This window comes from Trueperaceae bacterium, from assembly GCA_002707365.1.
In the GTDB taxonomy this organism is placed as follows: Bacteria; Deinococcota; Deinococci; order Deinococcales; family Trueperaceae; genus UBA6957.
The window spans coordinates 105,486-128,212 of sequence record PAMQ01000015.1 but is presented as its reverse complement, the minus strand read 5'-3'; the positions used below and the strand labels follow the sequence as shown (position 1 = coordinate 128,212).

General features: G+C 46.3%; 21 protein-coding genes. 9 read left to right on the top strand and 12 right to left on the bottom strand.

All coding sequences use genetic code 11. The features are described from left to right. Positions 1 to 9: 9 nt before the first annotated feature. Entirely contained in the window at positions 10 to 588 is a 579-nt protein-coding gene (gene lepB / locus CMO31_07555) for a signal peptidase I (GenBank protein ID MAZ53850.1), read from the bottom strand. Further along, complete coding sequence (gene lepB, locus CMO31_07550) at positions 585 to 1,553, bottom strand: signal peptidase I (GenBank protein ID MAZ53849.1); 969 nt, start codon at positions 1,551 to 1,553, stop codon at positions 585 to 587. The genes lepB (CMO31_07555) and lepB (CMO31_07550) overlap by 4 nt, the downstream gene beginning before the upstream one ends. Positions 1,554 to 1,885: 332 nt before the next feature. Between lepB (CMO31_07550) and CMO31_07545 the strand changes: the two genes are divergently transcribed. Further along, positions 1,886 to 2,953: a hypothetical protein gene (locus CMO31_07545; GenBank protein ID MAZ53848.1), complete on the top strand. Its 1,068-nt coding sequence runs from the start codon at positions 1,886 to 1,888 to the stop codon at positions 2,951 to 2,953. A gap of 90 nt (positions 2,954 to 3,043) precedes the next feature. On the opposite strand, the gene CMO31_07540 is transcribed toward CMO31_07545, so the two are convergent. Beyond that, positions 3,044 to 3,931, bottom strand: a complete 888-nt coding sequence (locus CMO31_07540) for a DUF368 domain-containing protein (protein MAZ53847.1) — start codon at positions 3,929 to 3,931, stop codon at positions 3,044 to 3,046. Positions 3,932 to 4,069: 138 nt separating this feature from the next. On the opposite strand from CMO31_07540, the gene CMO31_07535 reads away from it, so the two are divergent. After that, the gene (locus tag CMO31_07535) at positions 4,070 to 4,303 is read left to right on the top strand and encodes a hypothetical protein (protein MAZ53846.1); all 234 of its coding nucleotides are present in this window, start codon (positions 4,070 to 4,072) and stop codon (positions 4,301 to 4,303) included. A 216-nt stretch (positions 4,304 to 4,519) separates the two neighbouring features. Here the strand turns inward: CMO31_07535 and trmE are convergent, their stop codons facing one another. Then, the gene (gene trmE / locus CMO31_07530) at positions 4,520 to 5,866 is read right to left on the bottom strand and encodes a tRNA uridine-5-carboxymethylaminomethyl(34) synthesis GTPase MnmE (GenBank protein ID MAZ53845.1); all 1,347 of its coding nucleotides are present in this window, start codon (positions 5,864 to 5,866) and stop codon (positions 4,520 to 4,522) included. Positions 5,867 to 6,018: 152 nt separating this feature from the next. Here trmE and CMO31_07525 point away from each other — a divergent pair, with 152 nt between their 5' ends. The 7 genes from CMO31_07525 to CMO31_07495 all read left to right on the top strand — a co-directional run bounded on the left by CMO31_07525 (position 6,019) and on the right by CMO31_07495 (position 11,829). After that, on the top strand, positions 6,019 to 6,873 hold the full coding sequence (locus CMO31_07525; GenBank protein MAZ53844.1) for a hypothetical protein: 855 nt from the start codon (positions 6,019 to 6,021) through the stop codon (positions 6,871 to 6,873). Positions 6,874 to 6,876: 3 nt separating this feature from the next. Then, a complete protein-coding gene (locus tag CMO31_07520; GenBank protein ID MAZ53843.1) occupies positions 6,877 to 7,680 on the top strand; it encodes a tRNA pseudouridine(38-40) synthase TruA in 804 nt (267 codons plus the stop codon). A gap of 22 nt (positions 7,681 to 7,702) precedes the next feature. Next, positions 7,703 to 8,164 carry a cyclic pyranopterin monophosphate synthase MoaC gene (gene moaC / locus CMO31_07515; GenBank protein MAZ53842.1) on the top strand — a complete coding sequence of 154 codons (462 nt, stop codon included), beginning with the start codon at positions 7,703 to 7,705 and terminating at the stop codon, positions 8,162 to 8,164. Further along, positions 8,149 to 8,586 (top strand): (Fe-S)-binding protein, encoded by a 438-nt coding sequence (locus CMO31_07510; protein ID MAZ53841.1) that lies wholly within the window; start codon positions 8,149 to 8,151, stop codon positions 8,584 to 8,586. Before moaC ends, CMO31_07510 begins: the two co-directional genes overlap by 16 nt. Positions 8,587 to 8,811: 225 nt before the next feature. Further along, a complete protein-coding gene (locus CMO31_07505) occupies positions 8,812 to 9,090 on the top strand; it encodes a hypothetical protein (protein ID MAZ53840.1) in 279 nt (92 codons plus the stop codon). 148 nt (positions 9,091 to 9,238) lie between these two features. After that, on the top strand, positions 9,239 to 10,828 hold the full coding sequence (locus CMO31_07500; GenBank protein ID MAZ53839.1) for a kinase: 1,590 nt from the start codon (positions 9,239 to 9,241) through the stop codon (positions 10,826 to 10,828). Between the two features lie 68 nt (positions 10,829 to 10,896). Next, on the top strand, positions 10,897 to 11,829 hold the full coding sequence (locus tag CMO31_07495; protein MAZ53838.1) for a hypothetical protein: 933 nt from the start codon (positions 10,897 to 10,899) through the stop codon (positions 11,827 to 11,829). Here the strand turns inward: CMO31_07495 and pyrF are convergent. The 8 genes from pyrF to CMO31_07455 all read right to left on the bottom strand — a co-directional run bounded on the left by pyrF (position 11,813) and on the right by CMO31_07455 (position 22,726). Continuing rightward, the gene (pyrF, locus tag CMO31_07490) at positions 11,813 to 12,700 is read right to left on the bottom strand and encodes an orotidine-5'-phosphate decarboxylase (GenBank protein MAZ53837.1); all 888 of its coding nucleotides are present in this window, start codon (positions 12,698 to 12,700) and stop codon (positions 11,813 to 11,815) included. The genes CMO31_07495 and pyrF overlap by 17 nt on opposite strands. A 44-nt stretch (positions 12,701 to 12,744) precedes the next feature. Further along, positions 12,745 to 15,534 carry a preprotein translocase subunit SecA gene (locus tag CMO31_07485; protein MAZ53836.1) on the bottom strand — a complete coding sequence of 930 codons (2,790 nt, stop codon included), beginning with the start codon at positions 15,532 to 15,534 and terminating at the stop codon, positions 12,745 to 12,747. Positions 15,535 to 15,645: 111 nt separating this feature from the next. Then, positions 15,646 to 16,185 carry an N-6 DNA methylase gene (locus CMO31_07480; protein ID MAZ53835.1) on the bottom strand — a complete coding sequence of 180 codons (540 nt, stop codon included), beginning with the start codon at positions 16,183 to 16,185 and terminating at the stop codon, positions 15,646 to 15,648. A gap of 195 nt (positions 16,186 to 16,380) precedes the next feature. Next, positions 16,381 to 16,806 (bottom strand): HNH endonuclease, encoded by a 426-nt coding sequence (locus CMO31_07475; protein MAZ53834.1) that lies wholly within the window; start codon positions 16,804 to 16,806, stop codon positions 16,381 to 16,383. Positions 16,807 to 17,016: 210 nt separating this feature from the next. Beyond that, a complete protein-coding gene (locus CMO31_07470; protein ID MAZ53833.1) occupies positions 17,017 to 18,045 on the bottom strand; it encodes a D-alanine--D-alanine ligase in 1,029 nt (342 codons plus the stop codon). Between the two features lie 272 nt (positions 18,046 to 18,317). Further along, positions 18,318 to 19,100, bottom strand: a complete 783-nt coding sequence (locus CMO31_07465; GenBank protein MAZ53832.1) for an ABC transporter ATP-binding protein — start codon at positions 19,098 to 19,100, stop codon at positions 18,318 to 18,320. Positions 19,101 to 19,103: 3 nt separating this feature from the next. Further along, the gene (locus tag CMO31_07460; protein MAZ53831.1) at positions 19,104 to 21,668 is read right to left on the bottom strand and encodes a hypothetical protein; all 2,565 of its coding nucleotides are present in this window, start codon (positions 21,666 to 21,668) and stop codon (positions 19,104 to 19,106) included. A 50-nt stretch (positions 21,669 to 21,718) separates the two neighbouring features. Further along, a complete protein-coding gene (locus tag CMO31_07455; GenBank protein MAZ53830.1) occupies positions 21,719 to 22,726 on the bottom strand; it encodes a hypothetical protein in 1,008 nt (335 codons plus the stop codon). Between the last annotated feature and the right edge of the window lies 1 nt (position 22,727).

Here is a 22,727-nt window from a genome sequence, read left to right as displayed (position 1 = left end):
TTTAGTACACTATTTAATAACCCTTATATTCCGGTGTAAGCGGTTGTCAAAGTTCACGAACGGAGGCCACAGGATTATGCCTGCCCGGCCCTCAACTGAGCCAAAAGGAATTTGACCAAAGTGTCTAGAATCCAGTGACTCTAAGGGACGACGATTGTCACTTAGGACAAACACTTTACCAGGGGATATTTCGATTTCAGGGAGGTTAGTGGTTACAGTTAGCTGGTTAAGATAAGGCTCGAATAAAAGATCACCGTTGATGTAAACCAGGCCATCTTTAATTATTATGCGGTCACCAGGAGTTGCTACGATTCGTTTAATGAGGTGGCGCTTTTGGTCGATGGGTGATCGGAAGAAAACAACATCCCTTTGTCCAAAATTTTTAATCCCGAGGCGATGGAGCCAAGTTTCGTACCTTGGGACTAGGGCGATTTCACCAGGGAGAAGCGTCGGGACCATTGAATTTCCCTGGACGATTACTATTGAATAAACAAAGTTTGTAAATACAAGCGCGAAGGCCAACAAGAGAATGAAGTTTACGACAAGTCGCCACCAGGTATTTCTGAGTCGATATGGATGTTTGATCAATTCTGACTTGTTGGTTTTGGAATAGCATCAAAAGCTTTTGGGGGTTTGAGGACGCGCCAATTCCAAATGCCTTCACGTTGAGGTGGCCAGATTACAGCTGTAGCACGTCCGGCAACTGTTAATGACCGAACAGGCCCAAAGAAACGTGAATCCTCGCTACCACCCTTAGAACTTTGCCGGTTGTCTCCCATGATGAAATAGTGGTGTTTAGGGACAATAATGTTGAGGACAACAGGAGTATTAACAGAAAAGTCGCTGTTGGGAGCTGCGAGAGCTTTAATTGTTGAGCTGTAATAAAGCTGAATCCGCGGATCTCTAACGTCCATTGGCGTAGAAGGTAAATAGGTGCGGGCCAGTCGTGGAATTGGTGTACCTCGGGGCGTGTAGCCAAAATCGACAGCCATTTTAGTTACCTCACCGTTCTCAACTATCACGAGTGGAAAGTCTATAGCGTCAGGTGTTATCAGTCCGGTGGCGGAAATAAAGTCCTGATTAATTGGGTGATTGTTAACGTATACTTGACCAGCTTCTATCCGCACTTCGTCACCTGGAACGGCAATAATTCGTTTGATAAAAAAAGGACGACGATCTCGTTCTTGTGCGGTAGGGGAGTTCTGGGGTTCGCGTACTACCACAATCTCCCCACGCCGATAGGGGCCGAGGATTTTCATGCGCCTAAGCCAATTATCATATTTAGGAATGAATACTCGGTCACCGGTTAATAGGGATTTGAGTATGTTCCCGCTACCTACCCCGCCGTTTAAATTAGGTTGCATTGAACTTCCGACTACACCAACAGTGTTGAACAAAAAAGTAATTACGAAATAGGCAATAACGAATGCTTCGATGTACCCCCGAAGCTCTTCCACGAGTCGCTTCTTAAAGGACTTCTTTGTTGTTCCGGAGACACTAGGTTTTGTTTTTCCTTTGTTCTGAGCCATCCACACTAGTCTAACCGTTACCATCGTAGGAGGTTTGGCCCTAATTATTGGGCGTCCGAATCACGCGAGATCCTGTATTTGCCCGTACGAGGTGGGTGGTGTGTTTGATAAACAACGTTTGGGGATCCTCAAACAACCTATATCAAGCATTTTGTTCCAGTAGTTATTGAATCTATCGTATCTCGTAGATCTGATTTTAGGGCACAATTTTGGCAGGTGATTGGACCTTACCAAGGTATTTAGGGTGGTTATGCGTTATTAACTTACCGGGTACTCATAAGGAAGGCGGATTTAACATTTGGGCATTACGGTGCGTGGGGTTACAACCGTCTCACATGTTCCTTATACTGCTCTAGATGATGCGTGCAGCTATAACTTACGGTGCGAGAGATATTAGAGTTGAATCCATCCCAGTGCCAATTACTGGACCTGGTGAGGTTGTTGCGCAAGTTGAGGCCTGCGGAATCTGTGGCGGTGATTACAGTATGCATCAGGTAGAAACCCAGGGCATGCATCAACTACAGAATCCCGTTATCGGTGGTCATGAAGTCGTTGGTACGATAATCCAATGTGGATTGGGATCAGAGGGGTTATCAGTTGGTAGCCGGGTGGTGGTCAGTCCGAATCGACCTTGTAGGTACTGTCCCACTTGCCGGAAAGGAAATGCTCATCTTTGTCCAAACCGACTCGCCCCAGATCTTTCCTTCGGCGGAGGTTTTGCCGAACTAATCAAGGTGACTTCCGAGCAGTGTTACCTTCTTTCCGAGAGCATTAGTTTCGTTGAGGCTACCCTAGTTGAACCTCTGGCTTGTTGCCTCCACTCCTTAAGTAGGATTTCTATTAAACCAGGGGAGTCGGTGGCTATTTTAGGTGGGGGTGTAAATGCTCAGCTTTTTGTACAGCTTTCTCATATTAGTGGTGCCCGGCGAGTAACTGTAATTGACAACATTCCGTTCAGGCTTCAGTTGGCGAAGGCTCTTGGCGCAGATGAGGTGTTGCAAGTTTCTTCGGATGGCTTTCCAGAGGTTCACCAGAGTTTGCCAGAAGGAGCTGACATCATTATCAATACTCGGGGGGCCACAGAATATACTCGGCACGCTATTGATTTGTGTGCAACAGGGGGAAGGATTTTGTGCTACGGGGTATCAAAGGCTGGCGAAACAGTCTCAATAGAACCACACCTGCTGTGGAAGAAGGAAATCCAGCTTGTTGGGGGTAGGTCTTTCAGTGATACGTTTGGATCTGCGCTTCAACTTATTTCTTCAGGTCGAATTAAAGTTGACTCGCTTGTTACGAGAAGTGTGAATTTAGAAGGGTATGTAGAAAATGTGTCTTTAGTCTCAAGGGAACATGTGAAAACTGTTGTTTTGCCCAAACAGGCCGATAAGAAGATGAGGCACGAACAAGCTTTTAAGATTACCTGATTAAGAGCTCATTGCTTGAGCACATGATCTTTAATAGTCCACTCGGAACACAAGTAATCACTTCTAATGTCCCTAGGGAGTGTAGTTTATCTATTGTTTGGCAGAAAGGTGGTCTAAGACCAGCACTGTCAAAAAACCTATAAGCGCCAAAATAAGAGCGACGCTGATCTGCTCCAGTTGAGGTGCTGTAGGGGTGGTGTCTAAAAGTTTGTTTCCGGTAAGATTCCAAGGCCATAATTTGCGGAGACTGCCCATTACTAACCCTGTCAAGACTGCGTGTGTAGTGTGTTGGTAATGCTTGAGGAGCCATGACAAAAGGCGAACAAAGCTAAGTAACCCAATAAGTGATCCGGCAGCTACTGGCCCCAATACACTAAGATCTCCAGAATTAATGGCAACAAGAAGATGATTGTATTTACCTAGGAGTACCAGCACATATGCCCCAGAGATGCCAGGTAATATTAAGGCGCAGATGGATAGGCCCCCGCAAAGAAATAAAAACCAAGGAGTTGTTGGTGTATTTGCTGGTGCTAGGCTAAACAAAAAAAATGCTCCCAGAGCTGCGCTGGCAAAGCAGGTATATTGAGTCCAATACCATTTTGTGGCGCTACGTAGCATACTTACTACTGATCCGAGTACTAGGCCAAAGAAAAAGCTGAAGAGGAGAGTATGGTGATTTGTTAATAACCATTCTAAGCCCCTAGATAAAGTTAATACAGCCGTAATAATGCCAAGCCCAAGGGTTAACAGGAATATGGTGTCTATAGATTGTTGAGCCTTACGAATCCGAAAACGTATTAGGAGCCTCAAGAAATCAGGTCGCGTCAAACTGACAAGGGAGCCTATAAGTCTGGGATAAATTCCGAGGATAAGAGCCATTGTTCCACCAGAAATTGCTGGAACAATGTTGGCTCCACCTACGGCGAAGCCTTTGAAGAAAAGTGTTACGTACCTCTGAAAAGCAGGTTTAAGGTTCACGGACCAACGGTAGCATAGAAAAAAAGTTGTCAAGCTCTGGATATTGAATGATCATAAGCCAGTTAGGTTAATCTTGATGTGTGAGTTTTGAGGGAAATCATGTCTGAAGAAATGTTAAACGGCTTAGTGGCAGAAGCGTTGGAGGATTCAGGTCTTTCGGAGTCGCATTTGACTAACCTCGCAGGTAGTTTGCTCTGGAGGATAGGTCGTTTGAGCGATGATGGTCCTGTGACGGTGCGTGTTGGTCTAGCTTCTGACGCGAATATGTTCTCGGAACTACCGAGGATGAGGAACTCGTCGGAAGCTGAGATACTTGAAGCCATTGAGGCTAAAGACTTCCGGGTTGAATGGGTTGGCCAAATACCTAGTTGAACATTCTAAATTACGAGAACGCTTGAATAGTTTCCCGATTTAGGGTCGGCCAGTCTTTTCCTCTTCGTGCATGGATTGCGTGTTTACCGAGCAGTGTATGTTCTTGGAGGTCGTTGCTAAATAAATTTGTCTTGAAGAAGGTACCTCTTTAGTGGGATATTAACCATAGGTGTGCCGAGCTAATTACGCACAGTACAAAAACTTTTTTTCTAGGTTTTACTTCCCTACGCAGAATTGCGCAAATATATAGGCTATAGTTTCTTCGGATACTTCGGAGCGACCTGTAATTTGACCCAGTTTCGTGAGAGCTACTTCTAGATCTAGTGCTGCGAGATCCTCTGGAGCTTCTTTTGCACGATAGACCAATTTAAGAGCGTCCTCTAAGAGGGCTTTGTGTCTATCAAGAGTAATCCATAGTTCAGTGGTTTGAGATCCAGCCAAAAGAGTTTCGCTAATGGCCCGTCGTAGACTTTCAAGTCCTTTTCCTGTTTGAGATGATACCTTAAGTGGCTTTTCTATCCAGGGCAGTGAGGTCCAAGCCGGGGGAAGGTCTGCCTTCGTAGCAACTGTGATTACAGAAGGTTTAATGAGGTTGCCGTAAAATTCAGCGTCACTCTCCAAGAAACGTTCGCTTCGGTCTAAAATTAATAGTGTAAGGTCAGCTGTCTCAGCGATATCGAGCGCACTTTCAACTCCAGCCTTTTCAACCGGGTCTGACGTAGTTCGGATACCAGCTGTATCGATTGCAGTAATTTGAAGTCCATTAAATTCCAAGGGGACTTCGAGATAATCCCTTGTGGTTCCTGAATGAGGGCTCACTATTGAGCGTTTGTACCCAAGTAATGAATTCAGGAGGCTCGATTTACCAGCGTTGGGTTTACCGATAATAGCTAGGCGGGCACCTCGTTGTGTAATATCTCCTGCTTGGGCGGTAGCCAGTAATTCCTCAAGATTCCGTTCAGCATGTTCGAGAGGAATCTGTTTTTCCGCCTCTGGAACTCCCTCTTCTGGGTAATCGAGGGTAGCCTGGATAGCTGCGTATACGCTCATTAGGTAAGTTTGGATTTTGTCAATTCTTTTACTCAATTCTTTCGCTAGACCGCGCATTGCTTGGCGACGGGCTTGGTCTGTCTGTGCATTTATTAAGGAAAGTACGGACTCAGCTTGAATCAGGTCAATTTGGCCTGAAAGGTATGCCCGGAGCGTGAATTCTCCTGGGCCGGCGAGTCGGGCCCCTTGTTCGATGCAGGCACCGAGCACCCCTTTCAGAACAGCAGGCCCACCATGGGTTTGTAGTTCGATGACATCTTGTCCAGTATAGGAATGGGGGCTTCGAAAAGTTAGGAGGAGAGCTTGGTCAATCATTTCCTCGTTTTTATAAACTGTACCGAGCAGGACGGTGTTGGGTGTTTCTAAGCTTGGTAGTGACTTCTTCTGGGGCTGGAAAATTTTATCAGCAATAACATAGCTTTCAGGTCCGGAAAGCCGTACTACGCCAATTGCTCCCGTACCTGGTGGGGTTGCGATCGCAGCGATAGTGTCTTCAATATTGGGTAGGGCCATTTTAGGTACCAGGGTGGCAACGGCTAACTGTTACTAGGATAGTCAGTAAGGGTTGCCACTCCTATGGTGGCATGTTCTTGTCAAGATGAGAGGCGCCTAGCCTACGGAAGTTGCTACAATTACCATCGATTCAGAACTTGGAGGGCCGTTTATTGGAAATTATCACTCTAGTCCAACAATTTGCTTCGCCAGTTCTTGATGTTGTGATGTCAGGGGTTACCCGGCTTGGATCTGAGGAAGCCTATATTACCTTTCTACTGATCTGGTATTTGGGATTTAATCCTGCGACAGGTCGGCGCATCGCCGTCTATTTTCTTGGAGGAGCCTTTTTAAATCAGCAATTAAAAATTCTTTTTGATACGGCTAGGCCATTTGAGTTAGACCAAACAGTTTTACGTTTAGAAAATGTCGATAAGGGATCTTTAGGGTCTGGCTTCCCCAGTGGCCACGCACAGAGTGCTGCAACTTTCTGGGGCCTTGCTTCTATCTACATCCAGAAGAGAATGTTCACGATTGTTGCTTTGGTGGTGGTTCTGGCAATTGCTTTTAGCAGAATATATTTGGGTTTGCATCTGCCAGTGGATGTTGTGGGAGGCCTGCTGATTGGGTTAGCTATTATGAGTTTGGGGTTGGGTCTTGACAGAGTTTGGAAGGACTCTGTTTCTTGGTTGAGATTTGTGTTGGGGTTGGCCTTACCTTTCTTAGCCCATCTGATTTTTACGTCTACAGACTCTCATGTAATTCTCGGTGGTTTGGCGGGCTTCCTGACTGGACCGATGTTGGTTAATCACCAGCTACCGGAAAAGTCTCGAGCTCGGATTATTGTTGTTGGATTAGGCCTCGTAATGGTCTTTGGTTATCTATTTGGCACTAGCATTTTGCTCTCTGAGGTAGTTAAAGATCATGTGGTTCTGGGGTTTATTAGATACCTTATTCTTGCCTATGTTGGCATTGTGTTAGTTCCTGTTGTTGCCCGCTCCTGGGGATTAAGTTTAAGGCGGTCGTAGATAATGCGGCGCCTTCGATTGACTATTGAATTTGACGGTACCGAGTTTTCAGGGTGGCAACGCCAAGCTGCTGGCGAACGTACCGTCCAGGCAGTTCTTGAGAAGGCTTTTGACCAATTACCTGGTAAGCGAAGTAGTATCTCTGGAGCTGGTCGTACAGATGCTGGGGTTCATGCCTTGGGAATGGTGGGCCATATTGATGTCCAATCTACAATCCCAGATAAGAAGTTGTCTCAGGCCCTTAACGCTTACTTGCCCAACGATGTGGTTGTGCTAAAGGTCGAGACTGTTGATGATCAATTTGAAGCGCAATTTGGATGCAAGTATCGACGGTACCTATACCGCTTTTGGGTTTGTCGAGAAGAGCGTTTTGGTTTGGCGCTAAACCGGGCTAGAGTTTTTCCAGTTTTTTCTCAATTAGATCAGGGTGCTATGTCCAGGGCTGCCAAGGTATTTGAAGGTTCCCGTGATTTTTCTGCGCTTGCTACTCAGGAAACCAGGTCTAGGATTAGGACTGTACACATGTGCACACTTGAAAGATCCCATGCCGAGTACAGGCTTCATATAGCGGGAGACGGCTTTCTTAGGAATATGGTGAGGGCCATCGTAGGAACTTTAATCTTGGTAGGTAGTGGAAAAATCTCGGTGGAGCAAGTTGATAATATTCTCGAATCGAAGGATCGTTCTCAAGCCGGGAAAAATGTATCGCCGAGGGGTCTATACTTTGTTGAGGCAGGCTATACAACGTGGGACCAGTCGATTTCTGATTTGTTGGCATTTGAGCGCATCGCAAATGTACTTGGTTAATGACAGTTCTATAATAGACGCTATGTCTAATCACTTTAAAGAAGGTCACCCAGTAATGGTCGATGTGAGTGATAAATCTGCCACGTCCAGGGTAGCTGTTGCCGAGGCTGTAGTCGTTCTGTCTAAAGATGCAACTGGTGTATTTGAGGAAAGATCAATGAGTAAGGGCGATCCGATCTCGGTTGCTGAGTTAGCTGGGATAATGGCAGCTAAGAAGACTTCGGATCTTATCCCTTTATGCCACCAAATACCTCTTTCGTCCGTACAAGTGCAAGGTGAGTTAGATGTTCCTCTAGTACGCTTCGAAGCTCTTTGTAAGACTACAGCTCAAACTGGGGTTGAGATGGAGGCTTTGACTGCTGTTTCGGTAGCCGCCTTGACCCTTTACGACATGCTTAAAGGCATGGACAAAGGTATCGAGATTCAGGCCATCCGGCTTCTCTCAAAGAGTGGAGGGAGATCGGGAACGTGGCTCCGCTCATAAGGCCATTGGGACCTGAAGATGAGTACGCTTTGATCCCGATAGATGTTTCCTATTCCACTGCTCACTTGCTTGACCCGATGGTCGGTCGTGCGCAGTTGTCATTCTATTCTAGGACGGGACATTCTTTCACAGCAGAAGAAACAGGCATGATTACCGGTTTTATACTAGGTCATGCTATGTGGGATGGTTCACAACCATCAGTTCGTGTTCGGCGAGTAGTTTCGTCTGAAAATCAATCTTATGTAAGAGCGGCTCTCTTAGAGGCAGTAATTAAAAGTGCCTACGATTCAGGAGTTTATAGCATTGAACTTGAACTTGTGTTGAGCGATGAAGCTTCCCTGAGCGTTTTAGAGGAAAAAGGGTTCGAAGTGAGGCCTATGGCACTGTATGGCAGGCGCCTTGGTTCTCAGATTAGGCCGTGAGTTAGTTGTCTAACAAAAGCCATATAATTGGGGTAAGCTGAAGCTTTTGGATAGGTAGGTCCAGAGTCAATTGCCTAAGGGGAGTATTGAAAGCTAGATCGCCAAATACTGGCTTCCGCAGGTTATCACTGTCTTTGGTTTGGTCCTATATTTGATCCAATTTAATTTCTTTTAACTTTGGAATCTGAGGTACGAGCCGTAGTGAGTCAAGCTACCTATTTCGGTGTGCCCTTTCTTGAGTTGGACCTGTCTTGGGTAAAGACCTTGAAGGAGAAACGGTCAATAGTCGTACCCGTAGTCGAGAAGCTTCGTTCTCGCTTTCCCGTATCGGTCGCCCGCCTTGCTGGGGCGGAAAATCGGAATTGCGAGCGCCTTGGCGTGGTTTCGATAAGTAGTGACCGAAACTGGTTGGAAAAAGTCCTCGAGAGCGCAAGGAGGTTTGCTATATCTGGGGAGGCTTATGTTGGTTCAACCTCAATTGGTGTTGAGGTAGGGGAAGAATGATTCTCAGGATCGGGAACTTAGTGAGGTTCAGGGTAGACTCTTTAAGGATAGATTGTTCAAATTGAAGGAGGGCCTTAGATTATGAGAAGTCGGGTTGAGAATTAATGCTTCCCCTCTGTACCCATTTCGGATTGCTCGGAGGTGACGCGTGGCTACGAAAGATAACTTGAGCGCTGTTGACCTTGCGAGTGCTTTTCTTTATGCCACAGAATGGCTCGGGGTCTTTACAGATGAAATAAATGCTCTGAACGTTTACCCAGTACCCGATGGTGATACTGGAACGAACATGCACCTAACTATGCAATCTGTCCGGAGAGAGTTGAACGAAGAGACAATTAGCAACTTTGCACAGTTAGCTCATGCTCTCGCCTACGGTTCTTTGCTTGGTGCTAGAGGAAATTCGGGGGTGATTTTAAGTCAGGTTCTCAAAGGGTTTTCTGAAAGCATAAAGTCATGTAATTCCGTTGGCCCAACAGAGCTAAAGTTAGCTCTATCTGCCTCATCTAAAGCTGCTTACGCAGCTGTTATTGAACCTGTCGAGGGTACTATTCTTACCGTGGTGCGAAAAGCTGCAGAAGAAGCCCAGGGTAGCCGAGGAGCTACTGTTGAGGTTCTCAGATCGGCTCTTGAGGCTGCCCGTGCTGCTCTTAAAGAGACTCCTGAGCAACTTGAAGTATTGAAACAGGCCGGGGTTGTTGACGCTGGTGGCCTTGGATATGTGAGGTTACTTGAAGGATTAATAGCCTTTCAGGAGGGGACAGAACTACCATTACCACCAATCATCACTCGGCGCGCCCAAGAACAATTTGAAGAGGAAGAATTTGGGTTTTGTACAGAGTTTCTTCTTTCTGAAGTTGAGGCCCCAACAAAGACAATTCAGGAAATTGTCCGGCCGTTTGGCGATTCTCTTCTGGTTGTTGGGGCTGAGGGGTTTGTGAAAGGTCATATTCACACTGAAGATCCAGAACGTCTGCTGGCAACTGTCGCTAAGTTTGGAAAGATGGTGCGAGCGAAGGTTGAAGACATGAGTGAACAACATTCTGAGATCCTAGCGGGGGCTGAATTATCCGATGCTGAGCCTAGTCGGAGTGGTTTGGTGACTGTGAGTAGTGGTTACGGCATTACTAAGGTGTTTCGAGGACTCGGAGCCCGTGTTGTTGGTGGAGGGCAAACTGATAACCCTAGTGTTGAGGATATTGCGGATGCTGTTCGGAGTGTCGGGGCTGATCAGGTGATAGTACTCCCTAATAATAAGAATATCGTTATGGCTGCAGAGCGTGTGACCGAGTTGCTGCCCGATAAAGAAATTTATGTTATCCCAACTAATACCCTTGGAGCTGGATTAGCTGCAGCCGTGCTTTTTCAGGAGAATCAGGAAGCTAGTTCTCAGATTGATGAGATGAGGGCTGCAGCTAATCTTTCGCTAACGATCGAGATAACCGTTGCTAGTCGCGATGCTGATATAGATGATATTTCCGTTAAAGAAGGGCAAGCGATTGGTCTAGTAAATGGTGAATTGCAGTACAGTGATAGTGAAACGAAAGATTGCCTGTTGGGGCTCCTGAGGAAGATTGATCTTACTGAATTTGAGATAGGAACCCTTTTCTTTAGTGCGGGTTCAGGATTAGAGGTCGCACAGGAGCTATTGGAAAAAATCGAGAAGGATTTCCCAGAATTAGAGATGCAACTCCTTTCCGGGGCTCCGGACCTGTATCCGTATCTTCTTGTTTTGGAATAACGATTAAAAATACAGGCATGGCTTTTCCTCTGCCGAGGACTTTGTAGATACGGTTAGGATCTTATCCAATGATGAGGAGTAAGATTGTTGCTGCGACTATTATTCTTATAGGTTTTCCGTCTGGCATAGCGCAAATATGCGAGGACGAGCTTTTAGGTATATACAATGATGAGGAGTTGCAAGCCCAGGCGACTGGTGTATTTGCAGCCAATGCGTTGACCCGGGCAGTGGCAATGGTCGAGCCGGCTCTCCCACCGTTCGTTTTTGAGCAATCTTTGAAATTTGATGAGGCTGATCCAAAATACCGGGAAGCTGTTTTTTTAGAGAAACGTCACCTGTTACCAAAAGACTGGGAACCAGGAGTAATTGATGCATCATCCTGGCGTAACATGATCTCGTCTTTTGTAGGGTGGTATGGGGTGTCGGAAGTCCTTGTGGGGCCATCTTTAACAAATGCTGATCTTGTTAAAGACTTGGCATTAGCTTTGGAAAGTGTAGCTAAGGTAGTACGGCCTCTCGCAGTTATCACCACGCTTACTAACGATTCTACAAGGGTAGGCTTTATGGCTCTCATTTGGAATTGGACCAGATACCCTAGGTTAATAGTCTTCCGTCCACCTGAAGGTGTCCCTTCGCCTGTCACGCCTGATTCGATTGTGCAGCACTTAGAGACGTGTGCCATAGGCGTCACAGACTGGATATCAGCTACCGAAGAAATAGCCCGGGAACTATTTCTTTTACAAGACAATACAGAAATGTACATAGTTTCTGGAATCCCCGATCGTGGAGATTATCTACCAAGACTTGTTGACGCAGGGGACGAGATTGGGGTGTTTTCTTTTGACGCTCCCGAGGTTTCTAATTTAGAGGCATATTCAACTGTTTTTAGTGGTCCAAAACTGGATGTTCTAACTCTAATTAAGATCTTGCCTCATTTGCAGATTAACTTTTCCCCACACCGTATCTTCTACTATCTGGTTACACCTAACTACTCGCAGTAGTAATCTGGCGATTAAGGGCATCCCTCATGTCGAGGGTTGCCTGCCTTGATTGAACCCAGAAGTCAGTGTGTTCACCCAGATACGTTAGAGATCTACTAGCATTGATGATAGCTCCTTGACCCCCAGGCATAAAAGCAGCTGAAACAGCTTTTGGGCCTGCTCCTTGAGCACCGAATCCAGGTACAAGCAAAAGACTTTTAGGCAATATGGCCCTAATTTCTGCAAGGATTTCGGGGAACGTACCCGCTACAACAGCCCCAATGGGGGAGAACGTGTGGTCAGTCCCATACTTGGCTGCTAGTTTATGCAATTCTTCAGCAAGTTGACGATAAACTAGCTTTCCAGATGCCAAAACAAGATCCTGCAAGTCGCGACTTCCTGGGTTCGAGGTCTTTACTAGGACGAATAAACCACGACCATTGCTAACCGCCGAGCTTACGAAAGGATCTAAGCTGTCAAACCCCAAATATGGGTTCACCGTTAGAGCGTCACTTGAGAATACGCCATCAGCAAGATAGGCACCTGCGTAAGCTTCTGCAGTAGACCCTATGTCACCTCGTTTAGCATCTAGGATTGTAGGTATACCTAGGGAACGACAATCGGCAAGTAGTTGTGCTAGAGCTATATGTCCAGAGACGCCCATGCCTTCGAAAAAGGCAATTTGTAGTTTAACGCATGCGATTAAATCTTCAGTTTCTTCGAGTATAGCTCTAAAGTAGTTAACGACGGCCCGAGCTACCTGGGCAGGGTCACCGTCATGGTTAGCTGGGTTGGTAGAAGGATGCTGAGTGGGCCTTGGATCGATACCTAGGCACACACGGGTATCGTGATGGTCGATGCGCTTTTGGAGTTGGTCAAGAAAGGGCTTCATAATTTCACATTCGTAATAAAAATAGTAAGGTTTCGTTAATTAGTCTAGGCGGCTGCCCTCCCATGGCAGTGTTTATATTTTTTTCCACTATTACAAGGGCAAGGGTCGTTACGGCCAACTTTCTCTTCTCTCTGGACTGGTTTGACAGGTCCAGTTTTAGCTCCGAGGTTAGGATCTCCAAGGAGCATCTGGTCTGTACTGTAGTTGACGCCACGTTGGTGCTTACGACGTTCTAGTCTATTGTCGGTATTGATTTGGACTCGGAAAAGGAGCTTGGCAGCGTTAAGGCGTATTAAGGATTTCATTTCTTCGAAGAGATTGAAACCCTCAAACGCGTATTCTTGAAGAGGATTCCTCTGTCCATAACCACGAAGACCGATACCTTGACGCAAAATATCCATGTTATGAAGATGTTCTTTCCAGTGTTGATCGACTACCTGGAGAACAATAAAATGTTCAAGTTGTCTGAGTAGTTCGGGAGTGACCTCTTGTTCACGCGTCGAGTATGCTTCTTCCAAGACCGGGATTAATTCCTGGGTACCCTCGTCTGGGGTCTTACCACGAAGCGCTTCGAAGTCAAATGTTTCAAGTGATGGCACTGCTTCTAACACTCCAGCTTTCATAGTGCCGATGTCTTGTTCTTCAGGCTCAAGTTCAGGATTCAGATAGTTCTGTACTTGTGAGTCTATGTATTCAGCAATCATGTCTTTCACATCTTCGCTAATGTCGGTCCCAAGTAGAATGTCACGTCTTTGACGGTAGATTACTTCCCGCTGCTTGCTCATTACGTTGTCGTATTCGAGTAGTTGCTTTCGGATGCCAAAATTACGGTCTTCAACTCGTTTTTGGGCACGTTCGATTGCACCCGTCACCATCTTCGCCTCAATTGGCTGGTTGTCGTCCATCCCAAGGCGGTCCATCATTCCCAGTACCCGTTCATTTGCGAACAAGCGCATCAGGTCGTCGTCGAAACTGACGTAAAAGCGGCTGGATCCTGGGTCTCCTTGGCGACCGGAACGGCCTCGGAGTTGATTATCTATACGCCGCGACTCGTGCCTTTCGGTTCCTATGATGTGCAGGCCGCCAAGCTCTATAACCTTTGCCTGGTCGGCTTGGGCTTCGTCCCGAATTTTCTCAAGACGGAGGATAATGTTTTCTGGTAGGTCAGTAAGTGTTGATGCGATTGAACGGGCTTCTTCGGATTTTCCAAGCATCACTGCTTTAATGAACAGTTCAGTGTTCGTGTCGTATCGTTCAAACCCTTCTCGCTCAAGCAGTTGACGAGCAAGCATCTCGGGATTTCCGCCAAGTACGATATCAGTTCCTCTCCCAGCCATGTTTGTGCTAATTGTTACTGCAGCACTTCTGCCTGCCTGGGCAACTATCTCTGCTTCACGGTCATGAAATTTAGCGTTTAGAACCTCATGAGTAACGCCTTTCCGACTAAGCATTTTAGAGAGGGTTTCTGACGCCTCAATGGTTACTGTACCGACTAATATAGGTTGGCCATTGTTATGGATTTGAACTATTTCTTCGACGACAGCGTTGAATTTTCCAGGAACAGTTCGGTAGACTACGTCCTCGAAATCAGTCCGGATGATCGGCATGTTCGTTGGGATAACAAGTACATCACTACCGTAAATTTCTTGAAACTCCTTTTCCTCTGTCTTAGCTGTGCCTGTCATTCCAGAGATCTTGTCGTAAAGCTTGAAGAAGTTTTGATAGGTTACAGTCGCGAGAGTTTGATTTTCACGCTCGATCTTTACGCCTTCTTTCGCCTCGATGGCTTGATGGAGGCCTTCGCCGAAGCGACGTCCAGGCATTAATCGACCAGTAAATTCATCTACGATTACGATTTGGCCAGTGTCATCCCTCACGTACTGTTGGTCGCGTTGATAATGTTCAGTTGCCCTAAGGGCCTGCCGTAACATGTGACCCGTCTCCATATTTTGTGCGCTAAAGATATCTTCGATCCCAAGCAAGGATTCGGCTTTAGTGATTCCTGACTCTGTAAGGTGGATATCTTTGCTTTTTTCATCTGTTGTGTAGTCACCGGTTGGTGGCGTTTCGCCTTCGCCAGGTTCACCCTTTTCCAACTTACGAGCTATTTTCTCCATCGTAAAGTACATATCGGTAGCTACTTCAGTTGGGCCCGAGATAATGAGCGGCGTGCGAGCCTCGTCAACGAGAATAGAGTCGACTTCATCGATGATGGCATAGTGTAGTGGGTTAACTTCTCGCAATACGAGTTGGTCCGGCTGGAAAGCCATATTGTCCCTCAAATAATCGAACCCCAATTCGCTGTTGGTGATATAAGTGATGTCAGCTCGGTACGCATCACGTCGAGATTCTGAATCAGTAGAGTGTTCAATAACAGCGGCTCTAAGGCCAAGCCCCCGGAATATAGGTCCCATCCACTCCACACCTGTGCGAGCAAGGTAATCATTTGTAGTTACGAGATGGGTACCCTTACCGGGAAGAGTATTAAGCGCAAGTGCAAGCGTGGCAACAAAAGTTTTTCCCTCACCTGTTTTCATTTCAGCTATTCGCCCGTAGTGCAGAGCGGCGCCACCGATAAGCTGGACATCGTAATGGCGCATTCCCATATTTCTGACCATAGATTCTCTAGTCAACGCAAATGCTTCCGGGAGAAGAGTTTCTAGCGTTTCGCCACCTTCGAGGTGGCGACGCTTAAGAACGCTAAATTCTTCAGCGAGATTATCCAAATTTTGTGATTTTTCTTCAAGAGAATTGACCGCGGCAACTACTTCGCCTTCTAGGCGTCGTACATCACGATAATTGTTATCAAAAATGTTTTGGAGGAAACCGAGCATTGAAGCCTTTCTCTGCCAAGCGACCCATATCAACCATGAGGTCACTATTCCGCATTGTCCCACTTTAGCATGAGGTGCTAATACCCTCATAAAGCGTGTAGTTACTTACTGCTAGTGGAGCAGTGCTAGCGAATTACTGCCATAACGCCGTATTTCGAAATGCCTTTCCTGCTTCCAATTGCATTGAGAAATATCTAGATTTGATGGAAATTGTAAGGCAATAATTCGCACTCCCATTCCAAGATAGCTTTCGATATTTGTGAAGATTTCTATGAGGTTTAGTTCGTAAGGCGGGTCCACAAAGACTACATCGGGCTTGAACTTGTTCTCCTGGACGTACGAAAGGGCGTCGGCACAGGTTACAGAGATATCTAGTTTCAGTTTACGCGCGTTAAGGCGGATTGTTCGGGCTATAGTTTCGTCAACCTCTACGCACGTAACGTTCCAATCTCGACTGGCTGCTTCGAGTCCGACTACTCCAGTGCCGCTGTAAAGGTCTAGAAAAGTACCTTTAGATTTGAATGCAAGTATATCGAATAATGCTTCTCGTAATCGACTCGGTGTTGGCCTGGTTTTACCTTTAACAGTAGTTAGCTGGGCTCCTTTTGCCCGTCCCCCTATGATCCGTGGTGCAGCCATATATCGGAGCATACCGTCTAGCGTGATACAGATCACTATGGGGAGCCAGATAACCGTCTTTCATGGTGATGGTTAGGACCTGTTTTGACTGTATGGCTTTTATTCAGAGTTAGTAAATAATCTGGCTAGTTAGAGGGAGATTAAGGGGATCTTTGGATTTCTTATGCCTAAGGATTAGAACTGTTCCGAAGGCGAAACCAAGTGATGTTAGGACATGGGAAGATATTTTTTCCATATTGGGTCTAGATCGGGCATAAATCCATACGAAGAGGTGAAGAAGAAACGTGGCGCATAAGGTCGTTTGTTGAGCTCCATATTTGCCTCTTGTGGGGTACGATCACGCTTGCGCGAGTTGCAACGAAAACAACATGCAACTACATTGGTCCAGGCGGTTATGCCGCCGCGGCTTCTTGGGAAAACATGGTCAAGGGTAAGACGATTAGTTCGACTACCACAGTATTGACAGGTGAGGTTGTCTCGCCGAAAGACATTTTTTCGGTTGAAAGTAACACGATGCTTGATCGGCCTTCGCACGTAACGTTTAAGCCTAATGACACTAGGGACCAGAAACACTGTTTGCGGTGAACGGAGAACGGTTTCGGCATCCTCGACCCGTTCTGCCACTTCGTGCATAAGGAGGGATACCGCCCTTTTAACTGAACAAACATGAAGTGGCGCGTAGCTGGCGTTCAAAATCAGAACCTGTGCTCCGTTAACACTGTGGAGGGGTACCTGAGGCGCGGAGTTTGATCTTAAAGTGTGCTCTACGTTGTAAGTGGTTTTTGGCTTGGCGGCAAGTACCTCCAACTGGGATTGTTTCTAGTATAGCCCTTGGTGATTTCCTTATCGAGGTTCCATTGCTAAATTAATTAAGTTGGCAACTAGCGTTTTGTAGGAAAGTCCCGAAGCTTTCCAGAGCTTGGGGTACATACTAGTATCAGTGAAGCCTGGCATCGTGTTGATTTCGTTGACGTAGATCTGGCAACGTGTCGAATCGTAGAAGAAGTCCACTCGAGCTAGACCTGCGCAGTCAATAGCTTGAAAAGCCTGTAATGCGAGTTGGCGACAGCTAGTTGCAATCTTTTGGCTTACAGGTGCTGGGATTATAAGATTCGTAAGGCCGTCTGTGTATTTGGATGTGTAATTGTAGAAGTCTGAGGTGTAACTTACTTCCCCCACCACGCTTGTAGACGGCTCATCATTACCGAGAACGCCAACTTCTAGCTCCTGTATTCCTGTTAGGCCCTGTTCAACTATGACTCGACGATCGTGTTCTAAGGCGTTTTCAATTGCTGATGACAGCAGCTTTGGTGTATCGACTCGGGAAATACCAATGCTAGAGCCCAAGTTAGCTGGCTTAACATAAACTGGCATTCTTAGTGATTCTAGATCAACTAGAACTGCTTCTGGATTTTTGCGCCAATTGATGGACAAGATCGTCCTGAAATCTACCTGTGGTAAGCCACAGGAGGCGAATACTTGTTTCATTATGATCTTGTCCATCCCCACAGAGCTCCCTAGAGTTCCTGTACCAACATGGGGTAAATTAAGCAATTTCAGGAGACCCTGGATACTCCCATCTTCACCATACGGGCCGTGAAAAAGAGGAAAGATGACGTCGTATTGTTGGTTTTCTAGTAACCCGAAATCTAAGCGGACTTTGGAATCGGGGTCTACGACGGAAAGATTTTGTCCGTCTAATAGTTGGATAGACTGTTTAAGAGAAAGCCACGTTCCATTCTTGTCTACAACCAATGGAGTTATTTCGATCCCTGTAATGCCAGCTTTTAGGACTGATCGCGCCGAAGAGAGAGAAACGTCATGTTCTTCGGATCGACCACCGCATAACAGCAAAACCTTGCAAGCCGACATGCAACCCCCTATGAGTATATTACACAATATGTGTAGTATAGATCTGCCTGACTGTTTCGGTCAATAATCTGCGGTTATTGTAGTGTTCGACAATTTGACTTGACAGTACTAGATTCGGGAAAAGATCTTGGTGTGAGAGATGGTAGGAAAGATAGCTAGAGAAATCAAGTAGTTTGGTCACCTGTGTTTCAGGAATTCTAATTATGATTCAAACAATATATTGCTGAGGTGGGCCGGGTTTTAACAGATTGTTTAGGTTGACTGAAGAAGGACTATGACTTCCCTATAAAGGTCTCGATCACCTCTCTAACGTTACTATCGAGGGTGTTGACCTCACCTGAGAGGTTGCCATCGCGCAAGAAAACTATACGATCAGCAAAGAGAGCGGCTTTTGGGTCATGGGTGACAATTAGGACAGTCCAATCATGGAGATTTACCCCTTCGCGGAGTATTTGTAGAACATCTGTGCCTGTTTGGCTGTCAAGATTTCCCGTGGGTTCGTCGGCCAATATAACTGCGGGACTATTAATTAAGGCTCGAGCTAAAGCAACTCGCTGTCGTTGGCCTCCGGAAAGTTCACGAGGTTTGTGTTGTAAGCGATCATGGATTGCAAGATTGATGGAAAGTTGTTTAAGGCGATCTGCAGCCTCATGTTGGTTGCCGCTTATTTCTGCAGGAAGGAGGATATTTTCACGTGCCGACAGATTAGGGATCAACTCAAAGTTCTGAAATACAAAGCCGAGTCGATTTCGTCGCATCATGGTCAAATCATCGTCATTCAGTAGGGAAGTGCGCTGATTCTCAATGAGTACTTCGCCCGTATCCGGTATTTCCAGAAGTCCTAGCAGATGGAGCAGGGTACTCTTACCGCTTCCGCTTGGACCCATAACTGCTACGAATTCTCCGCTGTTTATTGTCAAGCTGACCCCTTCAAGTGCTTTAACAACTTCCCCGCCTAGAAGGTAATGCTTAACTAAATTCTCACCAGTGATTGCGGGACTTTGGCATTTCTTTTGGGCAGTGGGCTGGGATTTTCTCGAGACTTGTTTATGCATAAGTTACTCCGAATTTAATGCGAGGTTAGGAGGAAGTTTACTAGCTCGTTTCGCTGGAAAATATGCTGCCAGTAAGCCTATAAGTGGTGAGGAAAGAAATGCGACAATTATTAAGCGCCAGGGGAAAATAGCTCGTATAGAAAATCCGGTTAATTCTGAAGCTCCGGTTGTTATGGTTTGAGCAAGTAACATACCGACGACTATTCCGATTAAAGCCCCTACTAAATTTATTATTATCCCTTCTGTCGCAATCATGGAGGATACCCCTTTTCTAGTAAGCCCCAATGTCCGTAATACTGCTATTTCGTGCTGACGGTGGGAGAGATTCATCCCAAGGGTGTTAGAGACGCCTAAGGCAGCCACGAAGATTGTCAAGAAGAGAAGGGCATTAGTTGTTAGGAATGACCTTCTAGCAAGAGATTGTATTTGTTCGCGGTAGCTTTGGTTTAGGGTGATGTCAAGGAACAGGTGTGGGAAAGATTTGAGGAGGTCTTCCCGGACCTGTTCATGAGAGAAACCCTCTTTGACGGTCATGACAAAGAGGTCGGGTGAGCCCCCGCCAAATAAATCGACGTCGTTTATGCTGCCTACGAATGTTTCTCCACCGCCAGTAAAATCCACTACTATGCCTGATACGGGGAAGTCACGGAACCCCTCTGAGGTTCGTAGCTTTACGTTTGATCCGAGTTCAACTCTGAACTTCTCACGAATCGTATTGGCAGCTAGCACAGATCCTCCTTGCTTAAGAGCTTCGTAACTTGTTAGGGCATTACCTTGATCACGAATGTGTTGGAATGAGCCGAATCCCCCATCAGGATTAAAGCGTTCCGGGTCAATTAGTACAAGCGCAACAGTTCGTCCGTTAGATAATCCTTCCGGTAAGTATCGGATTGCACGGATACCGACGCCAGATATTACGTTAACCTCAGGTACTTGTTGGGTGGCCTCTAATACGAAGTTGTCAGGAAAGTTTACTGGTGTGGTCACAAATAAATCGCCTACTACTGTAGTATCTACCCACGTCTCTATTGAGCGGTGGATTCCGGTAACCATAGAGCCTACGCCGATGGTGAGCCCCATTCCTAGGACAACCGAACTTATCGCTACACTGTTTCTAGCTGCATTGCGTTTTGCAAAATTCGCACCGAGGCGACCTGGCATGCCGATAAAGACGGCAATATAGGGAGTTAAACCGTTAATTAAGGGATTAAGAAAAATAGGTGCAAGTAAAGTCAAGCCTGCGAAAAGTAGGGCCATAGCGAATGCACTTGCTGCGATTGCCCATATTCCGTTCCAGGGAGTTACCGCAATCCCAATCCCTAAGCACAAGAGAATCAAACCTAGAAAAAGTGAGGGGGTGGTAGGTTCGTGAGTGAGGTATGCCGCTCGATTAGCCGCAAGCGGGGATGTGCGTGAAGCAACTTTCGCTGGGAGCCATCCAGCTATTAGTGATGAGGCTAATCCGACAATGCTGGCTAGGAGGACAGCATCTAAGGGAAAGACTAGTGTCCGATATTCAAACCCTAGAGCCCAGGCGTTAAATCTAGTTATGGTGTAGGACAAAATAACGCCCAAGATTATTCCTGATAAAACTCCTAAAATACCTACAATGACAGCTTCAAATATAGCTATTAAACCAATCTCGCGGCGGAGCAGACAAACGGTGCGGAGGAGTGCATATTCCCTTGTACGTTCGATGACTGCGGCAGTGAACGTGTTGTAAGCCATGAATGCTCCAAGGGCCATTAATGTTGCCGCGAGTATGGTCAGTCCTGATTGAAGAGTATCGCTAAGGCCAGTTGCAAAATTGCCTATAGAGGCTGTGAGGACAACTGTAGAGGTTGGCCCTAATAGTTTTAATAGGCGATCCTGACTTTTTTCGACGTTAGCTCCAGAAGTTAGGTGGAGTTCCAGTAAGGAGGCTCGTCCAGAGAGTCGTACGGCTTTTTGAAGATCGTCGATGTGCACTAAACCCACGCGTCCCGCATTATTTGAGGCCAGTCCATGGCCTTCATCAAGTAGCCCAGTGATGTAGAAGGGAATTTCGCCGAATTGTGTAGCGAAATTTATGGTTTCACCAATATCGTAATCTCGAGATTTTGCAAATCCATTTGAAAGAGCAATGCCGTTTGTTCCTTGTGTTGGGAGTTTACCGCTAGCGAGGGTGACGGGTAGATCTTCGCCTGATTCAGTTATCCGTCCTGACAATTGAAAACCTGAGTCTATACCAGGAATTATTGGGGCCTTGAAATTTTTTACTTCTCGAATAGGTTCAGCTCTATAGTTCAGAACCGGGTATATAGCTGATATTTCAGGATCAAGTTCTATGGCCGCTATGATCTCATCGCTTTCGAAGAAAGCGCGACCTGACGCACCGGGTACAACGAGCAAGTCTGTTTTCCCAGCAGCAGCCTCGAGTGCGCTACCAAGGTTAGCCTTTATATTAGCGCCAACTGACAACGTGGCTAGAACCGCAGCAATGCCTAGTCCCACCCCGAGGATCGTGGCTGAACTTCGCCAAGGGTGGCGAGCAAGGTTGCGTACCGCAAGGCGAAGCAAAACCCTCATGGTTTGCAGTTTACTCTACAAGGCGATAGGTACCCATATAACATCAGAAGTTAGGTAGAAGTAGGGTCAGTTGTTTTAATGGATCGCTTAGTTAGGAGAGCAAGGCCTCCTAATAGTGGTCCAATGAGAAAGTAAAGATAGTGGTTGCATAAGCGCCAAACCAGTATTGTGGCACTCAGCAGTCCTGAGGGTACTTGCCCTTTTAGGGCATAAGTCATAGCTATTTCTTGATAACCACTAGCTCCCGGGCTAGGTACAACAAAAGCAAAATTGTGAATTACCACCTGTAACGCATAAATTGATAGATGGGGAATGTTTAGGCCTAGAGCGATGAGGATTAGGATAAATATCGAAAAGTACAGCAATCTTGTGAAAGCTGAGAGAACGTGAAACCCTACGTGCCAAGTCCAGGAGACAGTCGAAAATCGTTCGCTAGCCAATCCTAATTGCGTGAGAAAAACATTGCTTCGTGGTTGTAATTTTCTAAATAAAGGAAAACTAATTAATCGGGCTACGAGCCGGGTTGTAAGCGGAAGTCGAAATACCAGGATATAGCTTACGGTGAGAGATAGTGCGGATAGACCTAGAATAAAGAGGGGTAGGTTGTCTATTGGGAGGCTTAATCCCCTTTTTGTTAAAAGTACGAAAGCCGCAGGAACTGCCCAGGCAAAAAATGTCATGTCACCAACAAGGGTCATGACTGTTACGGCTGTAGCGTTTTGGGGGCTTAGGCCAAAACGATTTAAGAGGAAAGCGATTCCGAATGAATTTCCTCCGCCAGCTGGCGTGATTGTGGAGCTGAAGACACCAAAAACGTGTGTTTGTACTGCCTGCCATAAGTTGAGGCGATTACCAACTCTCGAAGCTAGTGCGATGGTTCTAAGGCCAGCAGTAATCCACCAAGAAATTATTAAGCTAATGATTCCGGGTATAAGGCGGATGTCGAAATCAGCTACTGAGTTTCGAATTTCCGTGAGGGAAAGATTGGGTAGTACTATCCATAGACTAAGAATCCCCAGAACCAGGGATATGGATATTGCTTGCCATAGACGTAGCACG

Excerpts from the sequence above, each read along its gene's own strand:
- lepB (MAZ53849.1), bottom strand. The coding sequence starts at position 1,553 with ATGGTAACGGTTAGACTAGTGTGGATGGCTCAGAACAAAGGAAAAACA.
- CMO31_07495 (MAZ53838.1), top strand. The coding sequence starts at position 10,897 with ATGATGAGGAGTAAGATTGTTGCTGCGACTATTATTCTTATAGGTTTT.
- CMO31_07545 (MAZ53848.1), top strand. The coding sequence starts at position 1,886 with ATGATGCGTGCAGCTATAACTTACGGTGCGAGAGATATTAGAGTTGAA.
- trmE (MAZ53845.1), bottom strand. The coding sequence starts at position 5,866 with ATGGCCCTACCCAATATTGAAGACACTATCGCTGCGATCGCAACCCCA.
- moaC (MAZ53842.1), top strand. The coding sequence starts at position 7,703 with ATGTCTAATCACTTTAAAGAAGGTCACCCAGTAATGGTCGATGTGAGT.
- CMO31_07470 (MAZ53833.1), bottom strand. The coding sequence starts at position 18,045 with ATGTCGGCTTGCAAGGTTTTGCTGTTATGCGGTGGTCGATCCGAAGAA.
- CMO31_07480 (MAZ53835.1), bottom strand. The coding sequence starts at position 16,185 with ATGCTCCGATATATGGCTGCACCACGGATCATAGGGGGACGGGCAAAA.
- pyrF (MAZ53837.1), bottom strand. The coding sequence starts at position 12,700 with ATGAAGCCCTTTCTTGACCAACTCCAAAAGCGCATCGACCATCACGAT.
- CMO31_07485 (MAZ53836.1), bottom strand. The coding sequence starts at position 15,534 with ATGCTCGGTTTCCTCCAAAACATTTTTGATAACAATTATCGTGATGTA.
- CMO31_07465 (MAZ53832.1), bottom strand. The coding sequence starts at position 19,100 with ATGCATAAACAAGTCTCGAGAAAATCCCAGCCCACTGCCCAAAAGAAA.
- CMO31_07475 (MAZ53834.1), bottom strand. The coding sequence starts at position 16,806 with ATGCACGAAGTGGCAGAACGGGTCGAGGATGCCGAAACCGTTCTCCGT.
- CMO31_07520 (MAZ53843.1), top strand. The coding sequence starts at position 6,877 with ATGCGGCGCCTTCGATTGACTATTGAATTTGACGGTACCGAGTTTTCA.
- CMO31_07460 (MAZ53831.1), bottom strand. The coding sequence starts at position 21,668 with ATGAGGGTTTTGCTTCGCCTTGCGGTACGCAACCTTGCTCGCCACCCT.